General features: G+C 64.5%; 24 protein-coding genes. 4 read left to right on the top strand and 20 right to left on the bottom strand.

What is annotated here, in order from left to right; genetic code table 11:
- Positions 1-140: 140 nt before the first annotated feature.
- Complete coding sequence (locus GOACH_RS00285; RefSeq protein ID WP_005168902.1) at positions 141-1,175, bottom strand: zinc-binding metallopeptidase family protein; 1,035 nt, start codon at positions 1,173-1,175, stop codon at positions 141-143.
- A gap of 225 nt (positions 1,176-1,400) precedes the next feature.
- The gene (locus GOACH_RS00280; protein WP_005168900.1) at positions 1,401-2,243 is read right to left on the bottom strand and encodes a sulfurtransferase; all 843 of its coding nucleotides are present in this window, start codon (positions 2,241-2,243) and stop codon (positions 1,401-1,403) included.
- 189 nt (positions 2,244-2,432) lie between these two features.
- Between GOACH_RS00280 and GOACH_RS00275 the strand changes: the two genes are divergently transcribed.
- Positions 2,433-2,726 (top strand): hypothetical protein, encoded by a 294-nt coding sequence (locus tag GOACH_RS00275; RefSeq protein ID WP_005168897.1) that lies wholly within the window; start codon positions 2,433-2,435, stop codon positions 2,724-2,726.
- A gap of 20 nt (positions 2,727-2,746) precedes the next feature.
- On the opposite strand, the gene GOACH_RS00270 is transcribed toward GOACH_RS00275, so the two are convergent.
- From GOACH_RS00270 to GOACH_RS00260, 3 genes are read right to left on the bottom strand one after another with little or no spacing between them, the layout of a single operon-like run.
- Positions 2,747-3,952 carry a CaiB/BaiF CoA transferase family protein gene (locus tag GOACH_RS00270; RefSeq protein ID WP_005168894.1) on the bottom strand — a complete coding sequence of 402 codons (1,206 nt, stop codon included), beginning with the start codon at positions 3,950-3,952 and terminating at the stop codon, positions 2,747-2,749.
- Positions 3,939-4,844: an SDR family oxidoreductase gene (locus GOACH_RS00265; protein WP_005168893.1), complete on the bottom strand. Its 906-nt coding sequence runs from the start codon at positions 4,842-4,844 to the stop codon at positions 3,939-3,941. Before GOACH_RS00265 ends, GOACH_RS00270 begins: the two co-directional genes overlap by 14 nt.
- Before the next feature lie 7 nt (positions 4,845-4,851).
- Positions 4,852-5,361, bottom strand: a complete 510-nt coding sequence (locus GOACH_RS00260) for a MarR family winged helix-turn-helix transcriptional regulator (protein ID WP_005168890.1) — start codon at positions 5,359-5,361, stop codon at positions 4,852-4,854.
- A 105-nt stretch (positions 5,362-5,466) separates the two neighbouring features.
- Between GOACH_RS00260 and GOACH_RS00255 the strand changes: the two genes are divergently transcribed.
- Positions 5,467-6,963 carry an MFS transporter gene (locus tag GOACH_RS00255; RefSeq protein ID WP_005168889.1) on the top strand — a complete coding sequence of 499 codons (1,497 nt, stop codon included), beginning with the start codon at positions 5,467-5,469 and terminating at the stop codon, positions 6,961-6,963.
- Between the two features lie 98 nt (positions 6,964-7,061).
- Here the strand turns inward: GOACH_RS00255 and thpD are convergent, their stop codons facing one another.
- The 4 genes from thpD to GOACH_RS00235 form a co-directional block, all read right to left on the bottom strand.
- Positions 7,062-7,952, bottom strand: coding sequence for an ectoine hydroxylase (gene thpD, locus GOACH_RS00250; RefSeq protein ID WP_373279064.1), 891 nt, complete (start codon positions 7,950-7,952; stop codon positions 7,062-7,064).
- Positions 7,953-8,284: 332 nt separating this feature from the next.
- Entirely contained in the window at positions 8,285-9,517 is a 1,233-nt protein-coding gene (locus tag GOACH_RS00245) for an acyl-CoA dehydrogenase family protein (RefSeq protein WP_005168885.1), read from the bottom strand.
- A 23-nt stretch (positions 9,518-9,540) separates the two neighbouring features.
- Complete coding sequence (locus GOACH_RS00240; protein WP_085950565.1) at positions 9,541-10,449, bottom strand: SDR family oxidoreductase; 909 nt, start codon at positions 10,447-10,449, stop codon at positions 9,541-9,543.
- A gap of 1 nt (position 10,450) precedes the next feature.
- Positions 10,451-11,998, bottom strand: a complete 1,548-nt coding sequence (locus GOACH_RS00235) for an acyl-CoA synthetase (protein WP_005168881.1) — start codon at positions 11,996-11,998, stop codon at positions 10,451-10,453.
- A 60-nt stretch (positions 11,999-12,058) separates the two neighbouring features.
- On the opposite strand from GOACH_RS00235, the gene GOACH_RS00230 reads away from it, so the two are divergent.
- Positions 12,059-13,207 carry a LuxR C-terminal-related transcriptional regulator gene (locus GOACH_RS00230; RefSeq protein WP_005168880.1) on the top strand — a complete coding sequence of 383 codons (1,149 nt, stop codon included), beginning with the start codon at positions 12,059-12,061 and terminating at the stop codon, positions 13,205-13,207.
- Positions 13,208-13,220: 13 nt separating this feature from the next.
- Here the strand turns inward: GOACH_RS00230 and GOACH_RS00225 are convergent, their stop codons facing one another.
- The 11 genes from GOACH_RS00225 to GOACH_RS00175 all read right to left on the bottom strand — a co-directional run bounded on the left by GOACH_RS00225 (position 13,221) and on the right by GOACH_RS00175 (position 24,412).
- Complete coding sequence (locus GOACH_RS00225) at positions 13,221-14,468, bottom strand: NAD(P)/FAD-dependent oxidoreductase (RefSeq protein ID WP_005168877.1); 1,248 nt, start codon at positions 14,466-14,468, stop codon at positions 13,221-13,223.
- Between the two features lie 33 nt (positions 14,469-14,501).
- A complete protein-coding gene (locus GOACH_RS00220; protein ID WP_005168875.1) occupies positions 14,502-14,711 on the bottom strand; it encodes a ferredoxin in 210 nt (69 codons plus the stop codon).
- Positions 14,711-16,039, bottom strand: a complete 1,329-nt coding sequence (locus GOACH_RS00215) for a cytochrome P450 (RefSeq protein WP_005168874.1) — start codon at positions 16,037-16,039, stop codon at positions 14,711-14,713. The genes GOACH_RS00220 and GOACH_RS00215 overlap by 1 nt, the downstream gene beginning before the upstream one ends.
- A 40-nt stretch (positions 16,040-16,079) precedes the next feature.
- Positions 16,080-17,594 carry an aldehyde dehydrogenase family protein gene (locus GOACH_RS00210; protein WP_005168872.1) on the bottom strand — a complete coding sequence of 505 codons (1,515 nt, stop codon included), beginning with the start codon at positions 17,592-17,594 and terminating at the stop codon, positions 16,080-16,082.
- A 4-nt stretch (positions 17,595-17,598) separates the two neighbouring features.
- Positions 17,599-18,657: an alcohol dehydrogenase catalytic domain-containing protein gene (locus GOACH_RS00205; RefSeq protein ID WP_005168870.1), complete on the bottom strand. Its 1,059-nt coding sequence runs from the start codon at positions 18,655-18,657 to the stop codon at positions 17,599-17,601.
- Positions 18,654-19,058 (bottom strand): SCP2 sterol-binding domain-containing protein, encoded by a 405-nt coding sequence (locus GOACH_RS00200; RefSeq protein WP_039994131.1) that lies wholly within the window; start codon positions 19,056-19,058, stop codon positions 18,654-18,656. Before GOACH_RS00200 ends, GOACH_RS00205 begins: the two co-directional genes overlap by 4 nt.
- 194 nt (positions 19,059-19,252) lie before the next feature.
- Complete coding sequence (locus GOACH_RS00195) at positions 19,253-20,344, bottom strand: alcohol dehydrogenase catalytic domain-containing protein (RefSeq protein WP_005168865.1); 1,092 nt, start codon at positions 20,342-20,344, stop codon at positions 19,253-19,255.
- Positions 20,341-21,456 (bottom strand): maleylacetate reductase, encoded by a 1,116-nt coding sequence (locus GOACH_RS00190; RefSeq protein ID WP_005168862.1) that lies wholly within the window; start codon positions 21,454-21,456, stop codon positions 20,341-20,343. The genes GOACH_RS00195 and GOACH_RS00190 overlap by 4 nt, the downstream gene beginning before the upstream one ends.
- A gap of 44 nt (positions 21,457-21,500) precedes the next feature.
- The gene (locus GOACH_RS00185; protein WP_005168859.1) at positions 21,501-22,586 is read right to left on the bottom strand and encodes a 3,4-dihydroxy-2-butanone-4-phosphate synthase; all 1,086 of its coding nucleotides are present in this window, start codon (positions 22,584-22,586) and stop codon (positions 21,501-21,503) included.
- 31 nt (positions 22,587-22,617) lie between these two features.
- Complete coding sequence (locus GOACH_RS00180) at positions 22,618-23,157, bottom strand: flavin reductase family protein (protein ID WP_005168856.1); 540 nt, start codon at positions 23,155-23,157, stop codon at positions 22,618-22,620.
- Between the two features lie 160 nt (positions 23,158-23,317).
- The gene (locus GOACH_RS00175; protein WP_040517279.1) at positions 23,318-24,412 is read right to left on the bottom strand and encodes a zinc-binding dehydrogenase; all 1,095 of its coding nucleotides are present in this window, start codon (positions 24,410-24,412) and stop codon (positions 23,318-23,320) included.
- Between the two features lie 136 nt (positions 24,413-24,548).
- Between GOACH_RS00175 and GOACH_RS00170 the strand changes: the two genes are divergently transcribed.
- On the top strand, positions 24,549-25,262 hold the full coding sequence (locus GOACH_RS00170; protein WP_040517277.1) for a GntR family transcriptional regulator: 714 nt from the start codon (positions 24,549-24,551) through the stop codon (positions 25,260-25,262).

Genomic DNA, 25,262 nt, shown 5'->3' with positions numbered 1-25,262 from the left:
CGGGTGGCGCGACGTACGCGCAACTACACCAGTTCAGTCGAGATGAGGGCCCGTTCCAAGGGTTGCGGTCGCGGTGATTACTACAGTTGCGTCGCGTCGATCACCGCGACCGCGGCACGGCTACTGTGCTTGCGACATGATCACTGGGCTTGCGATACCACCGCGCGTTCGTCTGAGCTGACGAGTTCGTGGATGAACTCCATCTTCTCGAGGACCTTCGGCGGCAGAACGAACGGGTAGAGATCTTGATGTCCCATTGAGCGGTTGATCTGGTTGAGCGCCCAGGTCAACGGCAACCACCAGTCGATGATCCGCTCGAACCCGACCTTGCCCGGCAGATCGGCCTCCAGGGTCGCACCCGCGGGCGCCAGCGCAAAGGCGGCTGCTGTGTCAAGGGTGTCGCGAATGTGCAGGTAGTGGGCGAAGGTCTCGGCCCAGTCCTCGAAGGGGTGCATCGTGGCGTACGAGGAGACGTAGTCCTCCTCCCAATCCTCCGGCGGACCGTCGTTGTAGTGACGGTCGAGCGCGTCCTGGTAGCTCGTGTCGGGGTCGCCGAACAGCTCGGTGTAGCGCTCGAGATTGGGCCCCTCGCCGACGAGGACCATCTGATAGAAGTGTCCGATCTCATGGCGGAAGTGTCCGATCAGCGTCCGGTATGGCTCGTCCATCGACACACGCAGCTGCTCGCGGTGCACGTCGTCGCCCTCGGCGAGGTCGATGGTGATCACACCGTCGGCGTGGCCGGTGGTGACCGGCTGGTCACGGCTCGACAGAAGGTCGAAAGCGAGTCCGGTCTGCGGGTCGGTGTCTTTGCCGAAGATCGGCAACTTCAGTTCGTCGAGCTCGTAGATCACCCGACGCTTCGCGGCTTCTGCCTCGGCGAACGCGGTCATGGCCTGCGCGTCGGAATCCGACGGCCTTGTGCGCGTCAATCGACACGATTCACAGAGCGCAGGCTGATCCGGCCCCTCTTCGACCATCCAGTTGCAGGCGGCGGGAAGGTTGTTGGCGCACCGGATGATGGTCGCCCCATCGACCGTGCCCTTCTCGTCGTCGTCGAGAACCTGAATTGTCCGGCTCGGCAGGTGGAATCCCAGATTCTTGCCGCAGCTGAGACAGATCGTGTTCTCGAACGACAACTGCTGTCCGCAGTTGGAACAATGGAAATCGCGCATCTACTCACTCTTTTCGTTTGTCGGGCCGAACGTAGCTCGGTTGGTCGGTCCGAGCTGGTCACGTCGTGGCTGCATGTGTCTCGATAGAGGTCGGAGCCGCGCGGCCTTCTGCACGCGTTCGTGACCAGTGTCACCCCGCCGTCGCGGGCCGTTGGCTGGATTCGGGCGGGTCGGGTTCTGCGAGTTCGAGTTCTGTCAGTTCGAGTTCTGCGGGTTGGACTTCTGTCAGTTCGAGTTCTGTCCCGTTTCCGCGGGCCGCGCGGGGTCTGCCGACCACTGCGACCACGACCCAGGGAACAGCGTTCCCGTCAGTCCCGCGATCTCCAGCGCCGCGATCTCGTGTGCCGCGTTGACACCCGACCCGCAGTAGGCGACGACGGTCGTCGCATCCGTGACGCCGGCACGCGCGAACCGTTCCCGTAGCTGCGGAGCCGCATGAAAACGCCCGTCGGCGTCGACGTTCTCGGCGGTGGGGAGAGTGATCGCGCCGGGAATGTGTCCAGCGCGCGGATCGACGGGTTCGACGTCGCCTCGGTAGCGTTCGGCTGCCCGGGCATCGACGAGCACCACATCCGGACCGCGCGACGCGACGTCGTCGATGGTGGCGACGGGCAACGAGCCCGCTCGCAATGTGACGCTTCCGGGCCGGACGGGGGTGTCCCCGGCCGACAGGCGCATTCCTGCGTCACGCCACGCGGCAAGGCCGCCGTCGAGAAGCCGGACGTCTCGGTGGCCTCCCCAGCGCAGCAACCACCAGGCACGTGCCGATGCGAGGTTGCCGTTGTCGTCGTAGACCACCACGGGCGAGGTGTCGTCGACACCCCAGGAGCGAGCTGCCTCGGTGAGTGCGGTGATGTCGGGTAGCGGGTGCCTACCGACGTCCGGCGCCGGCGGACCGGCCAGTTGGGTGTCCAGGTCGACGTACACGGCTCCCGGAATGTGGCCGGCTCGGTAGTGCGCATGGCCGTCGGCGTCACCGAGCTGCCACCGTACGTCGAGCACGACGGGCGGGGTATCGGAGAGCATGGCGTCGGCAAGCTGGTCGACGTCGATCAGCACGGATGACACACGGCACCTCCCTGGAGAGAACGAACGACTCTGGACGCGACGTCACGCACTTGTCGTGACGGAATACGGACCCATGGCGACCCGCGCATATCAATCGTGCCCTGTCGGTGGGCGAACTCGCCACCACCAGCGTCCACCCGTGTGTCGACTCGAGCCCGCAGCCGCGCGCGACTCCGTAGGATCGTCGCCATGAGGCAGGCAGACGGCACATACTTCGTGACGGCCGAGGAACTGGCCGCGTTCTACGACTCCGGCCAGAAGTACTGGTACATGCGCGACGACGGCTCGACGGACCTCTACTCCGACGAATTGATCATCACGCACGGCTGGCCGATCTACCTGATGGATCGCGACGAGAAGTGGTTCGCCAAATGGAACGGCAACTATGAGAAGGCCGTCGAGGACGAGCTCAACCCGCATCTCCTCAAGAACTTCGAGGACCTCATCACCGAGGGTGACTGGCCCAAAGATCACAACGAGTAGCCGGTCCTCGTCACTATCTGCTACCCGGAGCTCTCCCCATTCTGCTCGGCTCGAGATGCTGGGTGGCCCGCTGTCGCCGAGCCACTTCCGAGGGTCGGCGGCCCGCTGCGATAGGTGACCGGTGTCGCCGACAGCCTGATCGGGTTGGCGGCGGTGACGACGGGGCTGTCCGGAGTTGTCGCCCTCGCGTCGACGCCGAGGTCTTCGGCGAAATCGAATGCCTCGGCTACCGAGTTGATCGGACCAGCAGGCACTCCCGCCGCGGTGAACTCCGCGTACCAGTGATCGGCATCCCTGGTCACCAGTACCGCGGTGATCTCGTCGATGAGGTTGTCGCGATGCGCCACCCGCGCCGCGTTCGACGTGAAGCGCTCGTCCGTTGCGAGATCGGGCCGCCCGAGCACGTCGACGGCTTTCGCGAACTGACCGTCGTTGCCGACCGCCAACGCGATCGGGCGGGTGGCCGTCGAGAACACCTGATAGGGGGCGATGCTCGGGTGACGATTACCCATCGGCTGCGGCACCACTCCGGCGTTGAGGAAGCCGGAGGCCTGATTCACCAACGACGACAACGACACCGAGAACAGGTCGACGTCGACGCGTTGGCCCTCGCCGGTCCTGTCCCGATGTCGGAGGGCTGCGAGGATTCCCATTCCCGCGTGTAGGCCGGCGAGCACGTCGACGACCGCCACACCCACCTTGACGGGCTCCTCTGGCCCGGCGCCGGTCACGCTCATGAGTCCGCCGACGGCCTGCACGAGGAGGTCGTATCCGGGCAGTGCCGCGCCGCCGTCCCTGCCGAACCCGGTGATCGAGCAGTAGACGAGATCTTTTCGGTGCGAACGTAACTCGTCGTATCCCAGACCGAGCCGGTCCATGGTCCCGGCACGGAAGTTCTCGATGACGACGTCGGCGGTCAGTGCGAGATCGCGTGCACGTGCCAGGTCGTCGGCGTCACGCAGGTCGAGGGTCACCGACTCCTTATTGCGGTTGACGGACGCGAAGTAGGTGGCCATGCCGTCGTCGGTGAACGGTGGCCCCCACGACCTGGTGTCGTCACCTGCACCCGGACGCTCGATCTTGACCACCTCCGCGCCGAGGTCGGCGAGCATCATCGTCGCGTAGGGTCCTGCGAGCACGCGGGTGAAGTCGGCGACCACCAGGCCGTCGAGAGCTCCCGGCGACCACGAATCCGCTGAGTCGGGTGCGGGATCAGTAGGTGACAACGCGTCCCTCCTTGGGAGCCCGGTACATACGCCACAGGGTGCGGGGAACCTCACGCAGCGGCAACGGGGCCGGCCAATCGCGCGACCGCAGGTACGCCTCGGTTCCTCCGTCGACCGTGACGACGGAGCCCGACATGAAATCGGCGTCGGACGACAGCATCAGCATGACCCACGCGGCGAGCTGTTCCGGTGTGCCGTATTCGCGCACCGGCACCGGGAACGAACGGACGTTCTTCCCCGACGCGCCGTCGAGTTGTGATTGCAGTAGAGGTGTCATCACCGGCCCGGGCGCGATCACGTTGAGCCGGATACCCGCACCCGCCCATTCCAGATCGGTACCGTGTTCGCGACACCACTGCGTCACAGCAAGTTTCGACGCCGCGTACGCGATCGGACCCGACAAGGTCGTACCGCGTCGTCGAATGATCCTCGCCGCGGCCTCGGTGTCGCCCGCGATCAGTCTGCGCACTGCGGACTTCGGCACGAATGGCGTCGATGTCGTCGAGTTCGAGCCGAAGACAACCACTTTCGCCTTGTCGGAGGCGGTGAGCGCATCTCGGATCCCGGTCAACACCTCGGTGACCCCGAGAGTGTTGACCTCGGCGATTGCCCGCTCGGCACCAGCTCTCGGTCCCACCCCGGCTGCAAGTACCGCGCCGGCGAGCGCCCCGTCACTCAGCTCGAGGATGGCCGCGATCGCCTCCTGCCTGCCTGCCGTGGTCGAGAGGTCGGCGACGACCTCGACTTCTCGCTGGTCCACGCCGATCACCGTGTGCCCCTGCGCCCGAATCGATTCCGCTACAGCCAAACCCATCCCGGAGGCTGCTCCGGTGATCACGTACCTCCGTGGAGCGTCGAGTGCGCTCTCGTCGGCTGTCGAGCCGTCGGACATCATGCTCCTATCCGTGCCGCCTTCTGTTGCGGTCGTCGTCGGCCAGCGTACGGTCATACGCGTCGTTGAAGGCGTGGAGTTCGCGAAACAATGCTTCCGGCGAGCCCGGTCCCATGTCGGAGAGCACGCGCTCGAGTCGCCTGGCCCGCAGCAGCCCGTCGTGCTCGAATGCCTCGCGCCCGAGTCTCGTGGGCCTGACCTGGCGACTGATCGCACCCTCGACATCGAAGCGTTCGAGATAGCCGTGCTTGATCGCGGCGTTGACCTGGCGGTTGACGGTCGACTGCTCGAGTTGCATGGCATCGGTCAACTGTCGAAGCGTACGAGGCCTGCCGTCGGACAGTATCCACAGGAGATTGAACGCGGAGACCTCGAGGATCGAGTCGGGATCAACGTGCGAACGACGGCGCGCCATGCGGAGGAACTCGTCGGCGAGATCGCGATACAGGGGCGACGGCCAGGGCGCGTACTCATCCCGTGAGTGGTCCGCGCCGCCACTCCCATCGTCACTGATCACCCGAATTCCCTTCTCCCTCAACAGTGTCTGTTATGTCCGAAATACACGAGTGAATTAGGCATATGTAGCTTACATATGTAATCTGCATATCCCAAGGAGGTGTTCATGTCCGACACTCACTCATCCTCTACTGCGCAGAACTCGCTGCCGCACGTGGAGAACAAGACCACCACTGGCGCCATCGCCACTGTGATCGTCCTCTGCCTCGGCGGACTCGTCGCCGCGTTGATGCAGACGCTCGTGATCCCGATCCAGCCTGAATTGCCACACTTGCTCGGCACGTCGCGCTCGAACGCCTCGTGGGTCATCACCGCAACGCTGCTCGCCGCAGCCGTGGCCATGCCCATCGCGGGCCGACTCGGTGACATGTTCGGAAAGCAGCGAGTGCTGGTCGGCTCGGGCGTCCTCCTCGTCGTCGGCTCGGTGGTGTGTGCACTGAGCGACTCGGTCATCCCGATGATCATCGGTCGCGCCATCCAGGGCCTCGCGATGGGCTTCATCCCGGTCGGCATCAGCCTCATGCGCGAGGTGACCCCACCGAGGATCACCTCGATGGCCATCGCTGCGATGAGTGCCACCTTGGGTGTCGGCGGCGCGATCGGCCTGCCGCTGTCTGCGTGGATCGCACAGACGTGGAACTGGCACGCCCTGTTCTGGGTCGCCGCGGCTCTCGGTGCCGTCGTGCTGGCGCTCGTCATCGTCGTCGTGCCGCATGTTCCCGACGCCACCGGTGGCCGCCTCGACATCGTCGGCGCCATCGGCCTGGCGATCGGACTCTGTGCAGCGCTCATCGCTGTCTCGAAGGGCAACGACTGGGGCTGGGCATCCGGCACGACCCTTGGACTGCTCGCCGCAGGCATCGTCGTCCTGGTCGCGTGGGGCTTCTATCAGTTGCGTACCACCGAGCCGCTCGTCGACCTGCGTACCACCGCGCGGCCGGCGGTGCTGCTGACCAACATCGCCGCCATCGCGATCGGCTTCGGCATGATGGCTCAGTCGGTGGTCATCCCGGCGCTGCTGGAGATGCCGAAGGAAACCGGGATCGGACTCGGCCAGACCATGCTGGCGGCCGGACTCTGGATGGCACCGGGTGGACTGATGATGCTGGTCTTCTCTCCGGTGTCGGGCATCCTGATCAACAAGATCGGCGCGAAGTACACGCTGGCCATCGGTGCGACCGTTCTCGGCGTGGGTTACCTGATTGCACTGTTCCTGATGAATTCGCCGTGGCAGCTCATGATCGCGTCCATCATCGCCGCCTCCGGTGTCGGTATCGGGTACGCGGCGATGCCGACCCTGATCATGGGCTCGGTTCCCATGACCGAGGCCGGTTCAGCGGTCGGCCTCAACGGGCTCATGCGATCGATCGGCACGACGGTCTCGTCTGCCGTGATGGCGGTACTGCTGACCACGGCAACCGTCTCGATGGGTGGTCAGGACATGCCATCGCACACGTCTTTCCGCCTGTGCTTCCTCGTCGGAGCCGTCGCCGCGTTCGTGGGCGTCGCGATCACGCTGACGATTCCGAAGCGCGGTCCGCAGCCGGTACCGACGGCGACGCCGTCGTCCGACGACGCTCCTGCGGTGCCCGCCGCGAACTGAGGGCTTGCCCTCTTCTCACCATCCGACGCGCAGGTGGGGGACGAAACCTCGTCCCCCACCTGCGCGTTCGTATTCTCGCTGTTGTGTTCTCGTTGCGGCTACCGGTGTGCGAGGTAGTCCGGTCGGGGCGCATCGGCGGCAAAAGGTTCTTGCAGCGCATTCGATTTCGCGTTGAACACGACGAAGAGATTGCTACGCGGGTACGGCGTGATGTTGCCCGACGACGCGTGCATGCAGTTCGAGTCGAAGTAGAGCGCCGACCCCGCAGGCCCGGTGATCATGTCGATGCCGTGTTCGTCTGCGAGCGTTGTCACGTCGGATTCCTCGGGAGTCCCGAACGGCGGACGATAGGAGACCAACGACTGGTTGTGGTAGTCGTCGGGGGTCCGTCCAACACATCCGACGAACTGCTTGTGCGACCCCGGAATGATCATCAGGGCCCCGTTGGTCAGAAGGTTGGGCGTGAGCGCGAGCGAGACACTGAGCGCACGGGGCGTCGGCATGCCGTCCTCGGCGTGCCACGTCTCGAAATCGGAGTGCCAGTAGAACGGACCACCAGCGAACCCCGGCTTCAGGTTGATCCGGCTCTGGTGGATGTAGACGTCGTCTCCGAGTATCTGCCGTGCGACGCCTGCGATCTCGGTGCGCTCACAGATCTCCGCGATCGCGTCGCTGAGATGGTGCACCGCGAAGAGTGATCGCACATCACCGTTCGACGATTCGCGGATCACGCGCTCGTCGTCTCCCAACCTGTCCGTGATCGAGGCGACCTCGGTCAGGCATGTGTCGATATCGTTGTCGGACAATACCTTTTCGGCTGTGTGGTATCCCCGGTCGCGGTAGCCATCGATCTCCGCGGTCGACAGCGGCCCCTGCTGGTCCTGTGCCCACACGACGGGATGTGGGCGGGGTTCGATCTCTCCGTGATCCGCGAGCCGTGTTCGGTACACGTCCACGGGGCGGCTGGCCGTTCGAGTTTCTGTGATCAACGCTGATCCTTCCCTCAATCTGCATTTCGCCATGGTCGAGTGCTGGCGCAGCGGGGCCGCAGGGAACTCGTACCGGCCTGCAGACGGCGGGTGGGCACGAAACCACACCGCGGCCCATGCACTCGCGGAGTCTACGTATCCAAACCCGCCACGTCGAACACCGGGTAGCCCGACGACCTCCGAAAACAGTCCTTCACCTGCACCGAGACACCGAGGAAAGATCAGTTGACGTTGAGGGAGATCCGTTGAGCCGCACACCCCGTGTCGGGGTGGCGGCGCAACGTCACGGTGCCGTCAGCGTGGTACCCCTCCGAAACTCGCGTGTTCGAGCCTCACGCGGTGATGTCACGTCCCAATGCCACGCGGGCGATGGACCACAGTTGCACCTCGTTGGCGCCCTCGTAGATCTCGCCGATCTTCGCGTCGCGCCAGATCGCCTCCAGGTGATTGACGACGCCGTCCGCGGTGAGCTCACGGACGAATCCGTACCCGCCGTGCACCTGAATCGCGTCTCGCGCCACGTCCACACCTATCCTGCTTCCGGCAACCTTCGCCATCGCGGCCTCCGGTTCGGCCCGGCCAGTCGTATCGAACTTGCGCGCGGCCTTCTGATAGAGCGAGCGAGCAGATTCGATCCCGATGGCATGTTCTGCGGTACGGAACTGCCAGTGCTGGAACTCGCCCAACTTGTGCCCAAAGGCTTCTCGACGACGCAGGTGCCGTGCGGCGTGGTCGAATGCACTCTGCGCCATACCGACTCCGACCGCACCGATACCGATGCGTCCAAGTGCAAGGCTGCCCAACGCCGCGGCCAACCCACGACCCGGCTGCGCGATCACATGCTCCTCCGGCACGAACACGTCGTCGAAGACGATGTCAGAGGTGAGTTTAAGTCTGTTGCCCATCTTCTTGTCGGGCTCGAGAACCGTGATGCCTTGCGCAGACATGTCGACGAGCACCATCGCCTGTTGCCCTTCGGCCACGCACAGAACCGTCGTGATATCGGCCGCACAGGAATTGGTGATCCAGCGTTTACGCCCGGAGAGCCGGAACCCGCCGTCGACGCGTCGGGCCGTCGTTCGCATGTGTTCGGCTGACAGGTCGGTACTCGCATCGGGCTCGCTCGTTGCGAACGAACCGACGATCTCCCCTCGGATGAGGCGCGGAAGGAATTCGGAACGAATAGCTGCGGGAGCCGCGTCGAGAGTGTGACCGACCAGCAACGCCTGGCCGTCATAGAGTGCGGAGGCGATGCCCGCGCTGTAGTACCCGAGTTCTTCGAGAACCGTTGCGGCAGCGAGCATGGGGAACTCGAGCCCCGCACCCCCGACGTCCTCTGCGAAAGGCACCGCATACAGACCCGCCGCAGCGATCGCGTCGACGATGTCACGCGGGAACGCCGCTCGCGATTCCTCCGCGCTGTTGAGCTCCGCCGCGCGCGGCGCCAAGATTGACGTGGCGAACTCCCGCGCCCGGGCGCGGACCTTCACGGTTTCTGGTGGGAGCAGCAAGTCGTCGGACAAGCGATCTGCCACGCGTGGCAGATCTTCGAGCGACGAAGTCATCTTCACGTCCTCCTGTGTTGTCGTCATGCGGATACCCGCGTTCCCGAGTCGGCATGGTCTGGATGAGCGGGGTCGGCATGGTCGGGGTCGACGAAGATGTCGAAGCCGATACCGTCCGATGCGCCGTAGCCGGAGAGATCCCGAATGCCGTGTTGCTCGAGGACCTCGACGTCGAGGAACGTCTGGCCGGTGATCTCACCCGGCTCATGAGAAACGAGCGCGAGCACGGCGTCGGCCATGATCTGCGGGTCGCGGGCGCGCGCGAGCGCCTCGTCGCCTCCGTAGAGATTCCGCACCGCGGACGTCGCTATGAGACTCTCCGGCCAGACACAGTTGCTCGAGATCTTCCGGTCGGCGAACTCCGCGGCAATTCCCATCGCCGCCAAAGACATTCCGTACTTGGCCAGCATGTATCCCGGGTGTTCGCCCAGCCAGCGTCTGCTCAGGTTCAGCGGCGGCGCCAGTGTGACGACGTGACCACCGCGCTTGAGCAGTTCGGGGAGAGCAGCCTGCGTGAGCGCAAAGGTACCGCGCACATTGACGCCCATCATGAGATCGAACCGCTTCATCGGAAGATCCAGCGTGCCTGAGGTATTCAGCACACTGGCGTTGTTGACGACGACATCGATCCCGCCGAATGCCGCCACCGCCTTCTCGACGGCTTCGGCGATGTCGGCATCGTTGCGGACGTCGCCGACGACTCCGATGGCCTTTCCACCCTGGTCTTCGATTTCGGCAACAGCGGTGTGGATGGTGCCCGGCAGCGTCGGGTGCGGCTGATCGGTCTTCGCAAGCATGACGACATTGCCACCGGACGCCGCGAACCGCCTGGCGACAGCCAAGCCGATCCCCCTACTACCTCCCGAGATCAGCATCGTGTATCCGGTGAGATCACGCACGGATGCGATATCGGTCAACGTTTCGCCGGTCATCTCACACCCCAGCACGATCGTCGGTGAACTTCTGGCGCAATGGCCCCTTCACCAGCTTTCCCGTCGGCGTGCGCGGAAGGTCGGTCACGAATCGGATCTCGCGCGGCACCTTGTAGCCGGCAAGCCGCTCACGCACGAAGTCACGCAGACGGTCGGCGACCTCGTCGTTACCGGTGACCCCCGGCGCAGGTGTGACCGCAGCGAGAACCCGCTCACCGAACTCGGCGTCTGGCACTCCGATCACCGCGACGTCGTCGACGTCGGGGTGCAGTGCGAGGCAGTTCTCGATCTCCTGCGGATAGATGTTGACACCGCCGGAGATGATCGTGAACGCCTTGCGATCGTTGAGGAACAGATATCCATCGGCATCGACATACCCGATGTCTCCGGTCGTCGTCCATGTCGGATGTTGCGGATGTTGCGCCGAAGCCGTTTTGTCCGGATCGTTGTGATAGCTGAACGGCAACACATCCCGCTCGAAATAGACCGTCCCCGACTCTCCCACACCGAGTTCGACACCGTCGTCGTCACAGATATGGATCGTGCCGAGTTTCGCTGTGCCAACCGTCCCCGGTTTGGCCGACCACTCGTCGGGATCGACCATCGTGATGCCGTTGGCTTCTGTCGACGAGTAGTACTCGTGCAGGATCGGACCGAACCAGTCCATCATCTGTTGTTTGACCTCTGGTGGACACGGCGCAGCAGCGTGCACGACGAACTTCTGCGTACCGACCTCATAGGTGTTGCGGACCTGCTCGGGAAGTCGCAGCATGCGAACGAAGTGGGTGGGCACCCACTGCGAATGGGTCACCCGGTATCGATCGATGATCTTCAGGCACTCCTCGGCGTCGAACTTCTCGGTCGTGATGACCGTGCCGCCGAGGCTCTGGGTGATCATCCCGAACCGAAGCGGTGCGGCGTGATAGAGGGGCGCCGGGGAGAAGTAGACGGTGTCGGCATCCATCTTGTAGGTTCCGCCGAACACCATCACGTAGGGGTCGCCCGGATCGCCCACCTGACGGTCGGGAAGTGGAGGCTTCACACCTTTGGGCCTGCCTGTTGTGCCCGAACTGTAGAGCATGTCGTTGCCGCGTCGCTGATGCTCGGGCGGCTCCGCCGATCCCGAGGAGAGAAACTCTTCGTAGTCGTCGAAACCGGGCACCGAGCCCGAATAGGCCAGAGCGATCTGCAGCGCGGGACTCGACTCACGCGCACTCATCGCAGACCCCGCCAAGTCCGCGGACACCACCAGTGCACGCGCACCGCAGTCGTCCACGATGTAGGCGACCTCCTGGGCCGACAAGTGTGTGTTGACGGGGGTGAGGTAGAGACCGGAGCGCAGGCAGGCCCAGTACACGACGAACACCTCGGCCGCGTTCGTGCTCAAGAGTGCGACGACGTCACCGTCGCGCAGACCTGCATCCCGGAAGGCATTCGCCAGCTGTGTCGACCGTTGCTCGAGTTCTGCGTACGATAGCGCCGAATCGGTTCCCGCAACGATCACTGCAGGCTTATCCGGATGCAGCGCGGCATGGATTGCCGGATACATGAATTCATCTCCTTATAGTCCGTTTATGTGACTCATGGCACATATGGTTAGTATTGGCGGGTGCACCACATTGTCCGAGCGAAGGCGTCCACCTCCTCTGACACCGGCCCTGTGGTCGATTCACGCACGGTGATCGACACGCTCAGAGAGCACGCGGACGCTGACGACACAGCCCTTGTTCCTGTTCGAAGCCTTCTCGATCGCGCATGGAAAGACCTCGCCGACACCTTGGCCGTCGAACTGGGCGAGCTGAGTCCGACCGTCGCCGCCTCCCTCACTCGGCTGCAGCGCATCGACCAACTGCTGTCCGACCGCCTCGACGCCAGGTCCGGTGTCGAGGCACGACTCGCCGACGTCGTGTCCCGACTCGAGGCCGCACCGTGCGTCACCGGTGAACTCGTCACGCTCGCGCCGCAGCTCATCTGCGAACTCGGATTCGACCGAGCGATCATTTCGCGCATCGACGAGCGACTGTGGATATCCGAGTGCGTCTACGTCGCCGACGACCCGGAGTGGGCCTCGGAAATCAACCGAGCCGGGCAGGAGAACCCGCAGATCCTCGGACCGCAGATCCTCGAGACGGAGATCGTTCGACGCCGCGAGGGACTTCTCGTCACCGATGTCCAGTCCGATACACGCGTGAACCGTCCGATCGCCGACGTGTCGGGATCGCGGTCGTATGTCGCCGCACCCGTCGTCTCGGACGGACGGGTCGTGGGTCTGCTCCATGCCGACAAGTACCGGCACAGCACCGACGTCGACGACGAGGAGTGTCAACTCCTCATCGGGTTCGCCCAAAGCCTTCGCCTCGCACTCAGTCGCGCTCGGATGAGCGAGGAACTCGGCGCCTTGCGAAAAGGGTTGAGCGGCCTCGTCGACTCCGTCGACTCGACTGCCGCCGGGGCACACACCCTCAGTGTCCGACGGTCCGACCCCCCGGCAGAGATCAACGGGATGCCGACCGCGGCCCCGCGAACGGCTACCAACCGCGGCCCATCGGCGCGAGTGGCCGAAGCCGGTCTCACAGCGCGGGAGTCCGAGGTCCTCGCGCTCATGGCACAGGGTCGTACGAACGCCGCCATCGCACATGAGCTCGTGATCTCCGAGGGAACGGTCAAGCAACACGTCAAGCATGTGTTGCGAAAACTTCGGGCCGGCAACAGATCCGAAGCCACATCGATGTGGTTCAACGAGCAGGGTCACGACTGATCCACGCCCTCGGTCAGACCCGACAGAGGTCGGCACCAAAGGCCACCCCGTCCGTCCAGGGCGCCCTCTTGGCAACCAACCTCCGGTACTTCATGATCAGATCGGGCCTACCGATCGTGAGAACCCCTGCCACAGTGTCACCTCCGCGGTAGAGAACCACCGTGCCGCCCGACTTGTCCGTGCGAGCCTGCACGAGAATCTCGTCCGTGTCGGGAACACCGACGAACTGCAACCGAGTGCCATACCAGTCCGACCAGAAGTACGGCACCGTCTCGTACACACCGGCCTCCGTACCGATTGCGTTTCGTGCGGCACACGCCCCCTGTTCGGCAGCACTCGTCCAGTGCTCCAGACGCATTCGCCGATCGAAGAGAGCGTTGGGCCAATGCGCTACGTCGCCCGCCGCCCACAGCCCAGGGATCGGTTGGCGCCCGGTGTCGAGCACAGCAAGAGTCTCCGAACACTCGATGCCTCCGTCAACCCCATTGAGAGCGATGTCGGTATCCGCAAGCCACTGCGTCGACGGAGCCGCTCCGACTCCGACGATGACGAGATCTGCGTCGAGCACCCGCCCATCGGCCAACTCAACGCCGGTGACTGCCGGAGCATCCCCGCCCGACGTCCGCAGCCCACTCACCCCGACACCGAGTATGAGCTCGGTTCCGTTGCGGGCGTGCAGATCTGCACACAGCGTGCCGCCGTCGACACCAAGCGAGCGGGTCAGCGGAGCAGGCGCGGCTTCGACGACGGTCACCGGCAAACCCAGCTTTCGTGCAGCCGAGGCGACTTCGGCGCCGATGAAGCCTGCGCCGACAACTACGACGCGTGCCCGAGCCCGGAGTGCCCGCCAGATCGACTGCGCGTCGGCGAAGGTGCGTATCGTATGCACGCCCTGAATGCCCTCGACACCCGGAAGCGTGCGGGCGTGCGCGCCGACTGCGATCACCATCGCGTCGTAGTCGATATCACCCGTGACGGTGTGAAGCGTTTTGGCCCTGGTATTCAATCCGATTGCTGCCGAATTGTTTCGGACGTCCACGTCCAACTCGCTGCGCAGGAATGACTCGTCTCGCAGTGTGGGCAAAGCCGGCTCGTCGTCGGCGAGAAGTAGTTCTTTGGACAGTGGTGGGCGGTCGTAGGGCAGATGCGTCTCGGAACCCACCAGCGTCAGGGCGCCGGTGAACCCCTCCCGACGAGCAGACTCGCAGGCCCGAATGCCTGCGAGTCCTGCTCCTACCACCACCAGGTGGTCGGTGCTCAACGTTCTCAGTCCTCGGTTCTCATTCCTCGGTGCTCATTCCTCGATGCTGATGGCCTGTGTCGGACACGCACGTACGGCCTGCTCGACGTCGGCCCTATCACGTTCGGAGACGTCGAACGACAACACGGTGAGTTGACCGTCGTCGCCGATCTCGAAGTGGTCGGGCGCTTCCGCCTCGCACAGCCCCAACCCGGAGCACTTCCCCATGTCGACCTTGATACGACAGGTTGCGGTCATCGTCATCACTTCCTCCCGTGTGGATAGAACGGCATGCTGAGCACTCCGCGCATGAAGTTGGTGCGCATAAGTTTCGGCTCTCCTGCAACGAAATCCGGCATTTGCCGATGGAGTTCGCGGAACAGCGATCGCATCATCGACTTCGCCAACTGGTTGCCGACGCAGTAGTGGACACCGCCACCGCCGAACGTGACATGCGGGTTGGGACTCCGGCTGAGGTCGAAGGTGTCCGGGTTCTCGAACACGTCGGTGTCCCAGTTGCCCGAGCCGTACATCATCACGACCTTGTCGCCCGGCAGGATCGTCTGTCCGCCGAGTTCGTACTCGGCGACGCAGGTCCGACGGAAGGTCAGCACCACCGAGCCCCAGCGCAGGAACTCCTCGATCGCGGTGTTGATTCGCCCCTCGAAGTCCTCCCACAGCCAGGCACGCTGCTCGGGGAAGTCCGTCAGCGCTTTCACCGCAAAACTCGTGGTGTGCCTCGTCGTATCGGTCGCTGCCACCGAGAACAACGTCATGACGGCGCCGATCTCGAAGTCGGTGAGGCTCTCGCCGTCGACCTCCGCCTGCACCAGATTGGTCAGGAGGTCGTTGGTCGGGTTCTCTCTTCGTTCGGCGATCAGTTCTTCTGCGAGATCGTGGATGAACAGACCGGCCTCGCTCTGCACGTCGATCGGGTCTCGGCCCGCGAGCAGGTCGGGGTCGGCCCATGCGGTGATGTCGTCGGCGGCGTGGGCGACACCGTGCACCTTGTCGGCGGGTATGCCGAACATGTCGCCGTACATCTCGATCGGCAGGTGGCGGGCGATGTCGGCGACGAAATCGATCTCGTCCTTGTCGGCAGCCGCCGCGACGATTCGACGTGCACGGTCGGCGATATCGGATTCGATCTTCTTGATCTGCTTGGGGGTGAAGGCCGCACTGACCAGCTTGCGGATCTTGTCGTGCTGCGGGTTGTCCATGGCGAGAAACGACATGGCCATCTCGAGCAACATCGACGGCAGCAAGTCGAACATCACGCCGTAGCCCGAGACGAAGACATCGTTACGATTACTCACCTCGGCGATGTGTTCGTGTCTGACCACTGCCCAGAAGCCCGGATCGTCGGGATCGGGCACCACCGCACTCTGAATCGGCTCCTGCCAGGTAACCGGCGCGGTCTCGCGCAGCACCCTGTAGGTCTTCTCACGCTCTGGGGCGTCTTGATCCCAGAACGCATCCGACGACACGTTGAGCGGGTGGAACTCACGCGTGGCCGCCACGTCGTTCGACGGGACCAGATCGCCGTCGTCGTCGTCGAAACTCAGTTCTCGATCATCGAAAGTTGTTGACATGCGCTATCTTTCAGGTAGTTAGTCGTCACAAAGACGACGTTCAGTCGTCTGCGTGGCTGAGCAGAATGTCGTATGGTTTTGCGTCTCGTCCACCGGATAGGTCGAGGTGGACCGCCTTGGCCTGCGTGTACTCGTCGAGCGCATCGGGCCCTAGTTCACGACCGATACCGCTCTGCTTGTAACCGCCGAATGGCACCTGCGCATTGATCTGGTGGGCGTCGTTGATCCACACGCTGCCGCATTGCACAGCATCTGCGACCGCGAGTCCCCGGGCGTTGTCCCGGGTCCACACGCTGGCCGCCAGGCCGTACTCGCTGTCGTTGGCGATGGCCACGGCTTCGTCCTCCGTGTCGTAGGCGATCACCGACAGCACCGGCCCGAAGATCTCTTCACGCGCAACGGTCATCGAGTTGTCGACGTTGGCGAGAATGGTCGGCTCGACGTAGAAGCCACGATCGATTCCGTCAGGCTTGCCGCCGCCCAGGGCAACGGTTGCGCCTTCGGCCTTCGCCCCGTCGATATAGGACAGGATGCGGGCCTGCTGCTTGGCGTTGATGACCGGACCCATGTCGGTGTCCCAGTCGTCGGGAGCGCCGACGACGATGGTCTTGGCCCGCTCGATGAGACGAGACACGAACTCGTCGTGCAGTTCTCGCGGCACGATCGCCCTGGTGCCCGACTCGCAGATCTGTCCCGAGTAGGTGAAGCACCCGTAGAGGACACCGTCGACCGCCATGTCGAGGTCTGCGTCATCGAGAACGATCGATGGGCCCTTGCCGCCCAGTTCGAGCGTGACCTCCTTGACCGTTCCGGACGCCAGTTTCATGATCTCGCGACCGATCTGGGTGGATCCGGTGAAAGCGATCTTGGCGACGTCGGGATGACTTGCCAGGCGCGCGCCTGCGTCTCGACCGTCTCCGGGAACCACGTTGAGAACACCCCTCGGAAGACCATTGGCCTCTGCGATCTCAGCGAACTTCAACATCGACAAAGGCGTGTGCTCGTCGGGCTTGACCACCACGGAATTGCCTGCGGCCAACGCCGGTCCGACCTTCCACAGGGTCAGCAGAAGGGGGAAGTTCCACGGCGCGATCGCACCGACGACACCCAACGGTTCACGGTGAACCACACTCTGCGCGAGCGCAGGAAAGCTCACCACGGGAGCGGGGCGCACGAACTGATAGGTGTCGGCGAGGTCGGCGAAGAAGTTGAAATGTGCCAATGCATACCCGACGTGGAACCCGGTGGCCTGGCGGACGGTTGCGCCGTTCGCGGACATCTCGAGTTCCACCAACTCCTCGACCTGATCGTTGGCCGCGGCAGCGATGGCGCGCATGATCTGCGCACGCTCCTGCGGGGTCTTTCCCGACCACGCACCGGACTCGAACGTGCTCTTCGCCGCGGCCACCGCGGCATCGATGTGGGTGGCCGTCCCCTTGGCGACCGTCGCGACGACCGACTCGTCGGCGGGATTGATGATCGTCATGGTGTCGTCGGTGTCGACTCGTTCACCACCGATGAGCATCGAATAGTGTTGTACGTCAATACTTGTCATGGTGTCACCTGGCCGGATCGAGAAGGATCTTCATGGCCTCTCTGGCCTCGAAGAGCTTGTATGCATCTGCAGCTTCGGACAGTCCCATCCGATGGGAGATCATGGCGCTCGGGTGCAGTTTTCCCGCAGTCATCAAACCGATGACCTCGTCCATGTACTCGGTGATGTGACTGACGCCCATCTCCACCTTGATGCCTTTGAGATAGAGCTCGGAGAACGGGAATCCGTCGATGGTGTCCTCGGTGTACACACCGGGGATCGACAGGGTGCCTCCCGCTCGAAGCAGTGGGATCGCGGCCAACAGAGCAGACGGATGTCCGACGGCGTCGACGACGACATCGGCACCGCGCCAGTCGGAGAGATCGAGCACCGCGTCGGTGCCGTCGGTCTCGCTGGAGTTCACCCCGATCGCCCCGAACTTCTCCGCCTCGGTCAGGCGCGCGGCGACCTTGTCGACGACGATGACCTTGCTGGCTCCCAGCGCAACCGCCGACATCGCGGCGCAGAGCCCGACCGGGCCCGCCCCGACGATGGCCACGATGTCGCCCGGCCGCATGGCCCGCGCGACAGCCTCGTGACCTGTCGTCATGATGTCGCCGGCGAACAGGATGTCGTCGTCGTCGATGCCGTCGCCCTCCGGGATCGCGCGGGCCGTGATGTCCGCAGACGGCACGACGACGTACTCGGCTTGTCCACCGTCGAGGTCGCCGAGGGCCAGCCCCAGGCCGAAGATGCGGCTGCCTGCGCAATTACCCGGCTGATGGCGCCGACACTGGTAGCAGGCACCACAGCTGACCACGCACGACGACACCGCCCGGTCCCCCGGCGAGAACTGTGTGACAGCGCTCCCGACCTCGACGACGGTGCCCAGGAACTCGTGCCCGAGGATGATGTCGGATTCGAGTTCGAGCCTGCCCTCGTACGGGTGTAGGTCGGTACCACAGATGGCCGTCTTCTCGACCTTCAGCAACAGATCGGTCGGCTCGGCGATCGAAGGGATCGGGACGTCGGCGACCTCGAGCACATGAGGAGCGCGCAGCACCGCGGCCTTCATGGTGCTCATGCCTTCACCTCGGCGTCTTTCGCAGCGACCTTCTCGCGGTACATCGGGAAGAGCGGCTTGGTCAGCGGCACAAGCTTGAGGATCTTGTTGACCGGCCCCTTGGCCTTGACCTGCCCCTTCGCGAGTCCGACCGCGAGGTTGTACTCGCCGCGCCAGAACTGGTCTGCGGTGTCGCCGCGCATCAGCAGCGTGATGTCGGGCTTCAGGTCGGACGGACCGGAAACCACCTGATAGTCATCGCGGAACGCGATGGTGACCTCACAGTCGGGATCGTTGTAGAGCACCCGCATCACGATGTTGGCTGCTTTGAGCTTGGGACCCGACTCGGGATGCTCCCCCGCATCGCGGAACACGCCACCGATGTAGTGATCCAACTCGTCGGCATCCTTGAAGTAACCCACCACTGTCTCCTTCGAACTCGTTCTCTTGGCTGATTTCCCTGTGCAGCAATGGAATCAGCAAGAGTGTGAGCTAGGTAACCGCAGTCAGTGACATCTCCGTATCACCAAAGGGGTAGGACGACCGTGGGCGGATGGGTGCCCGTAGTTGATGAACGTAACAACGAAGGCGAGGATCTCGCCGACCCTCGCGGGACTCAGTGGTCGAAGACGATCAGGCCACTGAGGTCTCGCAGCTCGGCCGATGCCCGCAAGGCGTCGTTGATGCCGTCGAGCCGATACCGCGAGGTGATGATGGGCTCCGGATCGAGGAGACCTCCCTCCAGCAGGGACACATAGCGAGCGAGGTCGCGGCGCATGCGCACATTGCCGTTCTGCGAGGAGAGGATCGCGCGCCCCTGCACAGCGATCGACACCTGGGGGTAGGTCACCGTCGTCCCGAGCTGTTTGACCCCGTTGAGTACCACGGTGCCCGCCCTCCTGGTCACGGCCACCGCGAGTTCTTGCGAGCCCGCGGGTCCCGCAGCCTCGATGGCGTGGTCACTTCCCCTGCCGTCGGTGGCATCACGCACCAGTTCGATCGCGTCCTCCGTGGCCGGATCGATCGCATGTGTGGCTCCCAGCTTCAATGCCATCGCCGTGCGTTCGGCAACAGGGTCGATCGCGAAGATCTGCGCAGCCCCAGCGAGTCTCGCCGCCTGCACGACCCACAGTCCCAGATGACCGCAGCCGATGACCGCGACGCTCTCGCCGGGCTCAACGCGCGCGACATTGACCACCGAGCCCACACCGGTCATGATCCCGCAGCCCATCAGGGAGAGCACGTCGGACCCGAGATCTGACTCGACGGCGAATACCTGGTTGGCGGACACACTCATCAGCTCGGCGTACCCGCCGACGTTTCCCGATGCCCGGACCTTCTGCCCCGCACCGGATATCGCGACGACCGGATAGCCATCGGAACGGTCGAACAGCTCTGAACACTGATCGGGGCGTCCGATCGAGCAGTAGTAGCAACGCCCGCATTCCGGTGTGCCCGGCACGACAACCCGCTGTCCCACGGATACATGTCGGACGTCGCGACCCACCTCAACCACTTCTCCGATGGATGCGTGTCCGAGAATCACCGGCGGCACCTTGCCGAACTTGCCCGCCCAGTTGGTGCAATCGGTCGAACAGAAAGGGGTGGCGTGGGTGCGCACCAACACCCGGTCAGGTTCGGGGGGCAGGTAGTCGAGGTCCTCCACGACGAAGGGGGAGGCCAGGGTCTGCAGAACGGCCGCCTTCATCGCGCATCGCCCTCGACACGAGATCCTGCGTCGTCAAGGATGGCGGGCGCTCCGACCCGAGCGGCAGCGAGCAGCGACAGCAGTGCGCTCCGGGTCACCGGCGTCGGGTTCGACGGCGGGACCACCTCGAGGATGCGATCGACCACCAGCTCAGCACCATCGTCGGGAAAGCCGATATCCGACAGACGATTCGGAGCGTCGACGGCCGAATAGAGTTCATTCAGTGCCGCGACCGCCGTCACCTCACCCTGCCCGGCTGCCGTGGCGCCCAGCGCTACCGCGAGGCGTGCCGCGAGATCGGGCACCGCCGGCGCGTTGAACGCCAGAACGTGCGGGAGAACCACCGCGTGCGTCTGCGCGTGCGGGAGATCGAAGGCGCCACCGAGTACATGGCAGATCTTGTGGTGCAGTCCTGAACCGGCACTCGCGAACGCGACCCCTGCGAGATAGGAACCGTACAACGCCTTCTCGAGACTTTCCGTGTCGCCGCTGTCCACCGCGATCCCGCGCAGCGCCGATGAGAGCGCGCCCGCAGCCTCGAGCGACAGGGCCCGGTTGATGGGATCCGCTCGGGGCGCCCACAGCGAATCCACGCAATGTGCCAAGGCGTTGAGTCCGGATGCCATGGCGAGTTCGGTCGGCAGCCCACGTACGAGTTCCGCGTCGTAGATCACTGCTGCGGGGAGCACACGGTCGTCGACGCCGGTCGTCTTCACGCCGTTCTCGGTCATCCCCCACACGTTGGTGGCTTCCGACCCCGCGTACGTGGTGGGCACCGAGATGATGGCCAGCCCGGTGTGCAGCGCAACAGCTTTGGCCAGTCCCGTGATCGATCCGCCACCGATACAGACCACTCCATCCGCGCCACTGTCCCGCGCAGCAGTGGTGGCCCGCTCCACGAGTTGCACCGGAACATGCTGGGCGATGTCGCTCCACCACACCGAGGGCTTCGTGTCGGCGGTTCCCGCGTCCGCCAGTGGACGGTCGCGGTCGGACACGATCACCATCGGCCGCGAGATTCCCTGCTCGGAGAGTTCCGATCGCAGATGCTCGGCGGCGTGCCCCGTTCCGAAACGCACCCGTTGGCCGAGCGTCGTATGTGTGAATTCCATGAAACCCTAACTGTGATCGGCTGACTCGTATGCAGGGATTGCGCTCAGTTGGTCGCGGCGACCCGTTCTCGGCCCGGCAGGTGAGCCCGGCGGGACAACACGTCGTCGCGACACGCTCTTGCCGTGCATCCCACTGCGTCCAGTGCCCGCGTCACGAGAGTCGGCGCGACGATCTGCGTCAGTCGCGACGTCGACGGCACGTACACGGTCACCGTATCGGTCGACGACGCGGTTGCGAAAGCCGTCGATAGGCCGGAGAGCAGCCCTGCGACGCCCTCTACCTGGCGGACCTCCACGACGACTTCCGAGTCCCGGCGCAATCGCGCAGGCGCGACAACGTGGCACGGCGTCGGGAGACCAACACAGTCGAGCTGATAAATGCTGACGGTGTCGTTTGCCTCGACGAGAACCGCGGCCTCCGGTGATCGCCCGTCCCGATGAGCCACCGCCATGCGAATGTCGTTGTGCGTCAGCACAACCAACGAGTGATCTGCGGCGAAGTCCAACAGTTCGCGTCTGCTCGGCAGCGAGGTGATGCCCTCACCGACCATCGCGCCGTACATCGCCACCGGATTCTTGCCGGTGGCGCGCACGAGTTCGACAACGAACTCGGGCACTGACGCATCCGCGGTGAGCACGCCTGTCGGCGCTGCGGCAACGGGAATGACGTGACCCGGACGTGTCAGATCCCCTGGAACTGTCGCCTCATCGGCGAGTACGTGCGCCGTCCGAGCACGATCGGTCGCCGAGATCCCGGTGCCGATGCCGGTCGCAGCATCCACTGCTATCCGATAGTCGAATCGACTGCGATCCGGTGCGTCCGACTCCCACGCCGGTGGGAGCCCGAGCGTGCGACAGCGTTCGGATTCCATTGCCACGCAGAGGTATCCGGAACTATGACGCACCAGGAACGACACCGCACCGACTCGCGCCTGCTCGGCGCAGATCACCAGGTGGCCCGCGGCCTCGTCACCGTCGTCGTCGACGAGCAGTACCGGCTTGCCCGACAGCAGCTCTTCGCGTGCGTGGTGAATGCGGTTGATGCACGACGTGGAACGTACGAAGGACTTCCGGAGCTTGGTGGCGTCGTAGTGCTCGACGAAGCCGTCGTTGCAGGTGAAAGTGGTCATGGTCGTCTCCTTCTGGCACCCGTGTGGTTGATCAGTTCACGCGCGAATGCTCGCCGAGCGTGTGCCACGTGCGGTCGTGGTAGACGAGCGGCACGGACGGATCGGCATCATTGTCGATGTGGGTCTCGAGTACTTCGACGGTCAGGACCGTCGCGGTCCCCGCGATGACGCGATCGATGACCTTGCCGCGCATCCATCGTGCGGCCGGTTGCAGCAGCGGTTCTCCGCCGGGCAGTCGCGTCCAGGTGGAGCGGTCGGCGAACCGGTCGATTCCACTCGTGGCGAAGGTGAGTGCATGGTGCATCTGGTCGGCCGTCATCATGTGCACCACGACGGTCTCCGCTGCGGCGATCGTCGGCGCAGCGGACGAGGCGTTCGACAGGGAGAAGACGATCATGGGCGGTGTGGCGGACACCGATGACACCGAGGTCGCGGTCAGTCCCGCGGGCCCGTTCCCTGCGTCTGCGGTGATGACCGCGACCCCCGCGGGGTGGTCGCGGAAGATGGCCCGGTAGCTGTCGGCGTCGACCCGGGGTGCCGCTTCGGCGCCAATGGGATTCGTGGTTGTCATCGCTGCTCCTCCGTGCTCGGAAACCGAGACCCTTACGTGTTCGATTTCCCAGATGTCTTGTGGATTGCTTTCACGGTATGGCGTGTTGCACGTCACACACATCGGAGAAATGTGCACATCCGTGTCGATAACGTGAAGCAGGATGCCGCGACCGCAGAGGTCAGTTCACGATCATGGGCGTCAACTCCGTGCGCCGCCCAGCGGCATCGAGCGCCCCGTTCACGTCACCGAGCCGATAACGACTACCCAGCATCGCGGCCGCATCGAGTTGTCCGGTCTCCAGCCATCGCGTGTACAACGGGATGTCGCGGGTGAACGAGGTGCGTCCCGACTGCGCGCTGCGCACGTCCCGACCACGCAGCGCGAGGTCGAACAGCGGGAGGGTCACTGTCGCGGAAGTGCTTTCGAGCGAGGTGAGCACGACCACTCCCGCCAGGGACGTCGCCCTGAATGCGTCGACGACAGCGCCGGAGGTCCCGCCGGCGTCGAAGCCGTAGTCGACTCCGATGCCCGCGGTCAGATCCTTGATGCACCCGACGACGTCGACCGCGCCGGAGTCGATGACGTCCGTCGCGCCCAGTTGGAGTGCGCTACTACGACGCGACTCATCCGGATCGGCTGCGATGATGCGGTCTGCCCCGGCCAGACGCGCACCCTGCACCATCCACAGTCCCACCTGGCCACAGCCGATGATCGCCACTGAACTGCCGGGGCGCACCTGCGCCACGTTGAGCACCGCTCCGACGCCGGAACAGATCCCGCAGCCGATCATCGAGAGCCATTCGGCCGGGAGACCGCTGCGCACCGCGAACACCCCGATCTCACGCACGACGACCACGTCCGCGTAACTGCCGACGTTGCCGTATGCGGTGACGGATACACCGTCGGTCGTCGAGCCGATCACCGCCGGTGGCGCGAACAGCTCGACGCACTGGTCCATTCGGCCGCGCGCACACCACCGACAGCGACCGCATTCGGGCGTGGCGGGAACGAGCACACGATCACCGGCGCGGACCCTGGTGACGTCGGCGCCCACCTCGATCACCTCACCCACCGCAGCGTGACCGAGGACCGTCGGCAGGATTCCGCGAGCGGCGATGCCCAGCGATCCGTGCACGCCGAGCCAGTCGGTGACGCAGAACGGTGTCGCTTCGACACGCACGACTACGTCGGTCTCCGCCGGTGACCGGAAGTCGATTTCCATGTACTCCAGCGGCGCATCCTCTGCGACCATCACTGCTGCATGTGCACGCATTCGGAACCTTTCCTCGGGTATCGGACGATATGACAATCAGCGTTGCCGAGAAGCTGCACGGAAGTAGAGGCGGTCAGTACCCACTGCGGTTTCGTAGACTTGTCGTACAGGTGGGTGAAGCGGGTAGGGAGAGCGAGTGGCTGCGAGTAGAGAAGTGTCGCCGAGCAGGGCGCTTGCCGACAGTTGGACGCCCGGACCCGTTGGCCGGGTGGCTGCTCCGCTACGCGAACAGGTCATCGACGCGCTGCGCGCGGCCATACTCGACTTCACGCTCGCTCCCGGGCAACGTCTGATCGAACGAGAACTCATCGAACAACTGGGCGTCTCCCGTACGACGGTGCGTGAGGCGCTGCGCGAGTTGACCTCCGAGGGGCTGATCACCGTCGTGCCGCAGAAGGGCGCCATCGTCAGTTCCCCGTCGGTGGAGGAAGCACAGGAGCTGTACGAGGCGCGTCGTCGTCTCGAGGGACTCCTGGTCCGACGGTTCGTCGAGCGTGCGGCAAAGTCGCAGATCATCGCACTGGCTGCGGCCGCGGAGGCGTTCGCCGAAGCGACGGAATCCGGCGAGCCACTACGCATTCTCGACGCCGTGGACGACTATCACGCCGTGATCGTGGCTGGCGCGCGCAGCCCGGTTCTCGAATCCCTGGTCGGGAATCTGCAGAGCCGACTGCGCGTGCTGCGAGCTCAGGGCATGCCAGCCGACCATTCGATCTCGATCGACAAACTCCGCGGTGTTGTCGACGCAGCACGAGACGGCGACGCCGACCGCGCTGAAGAGCTCTACGACGACCACCTGCGAGCCGCCGCAGACAACGCGGTGCGAAGCCTGCGGCGACTCGCGGTCTAG

This window comes from Gordonia aichiensis NBRC 108223 (genome assembly GCF_000332975.1).
Taxonomy (GTDB): Bacteria; Actinomycetota; Actinomycetes; order Mycobacteriales; family Mycobacteriaceae; genus Gordonia; species Gordonia aichiensis.
This window is presented reverse-complemented; position numbering and strand designations above follow the sequence as displayed.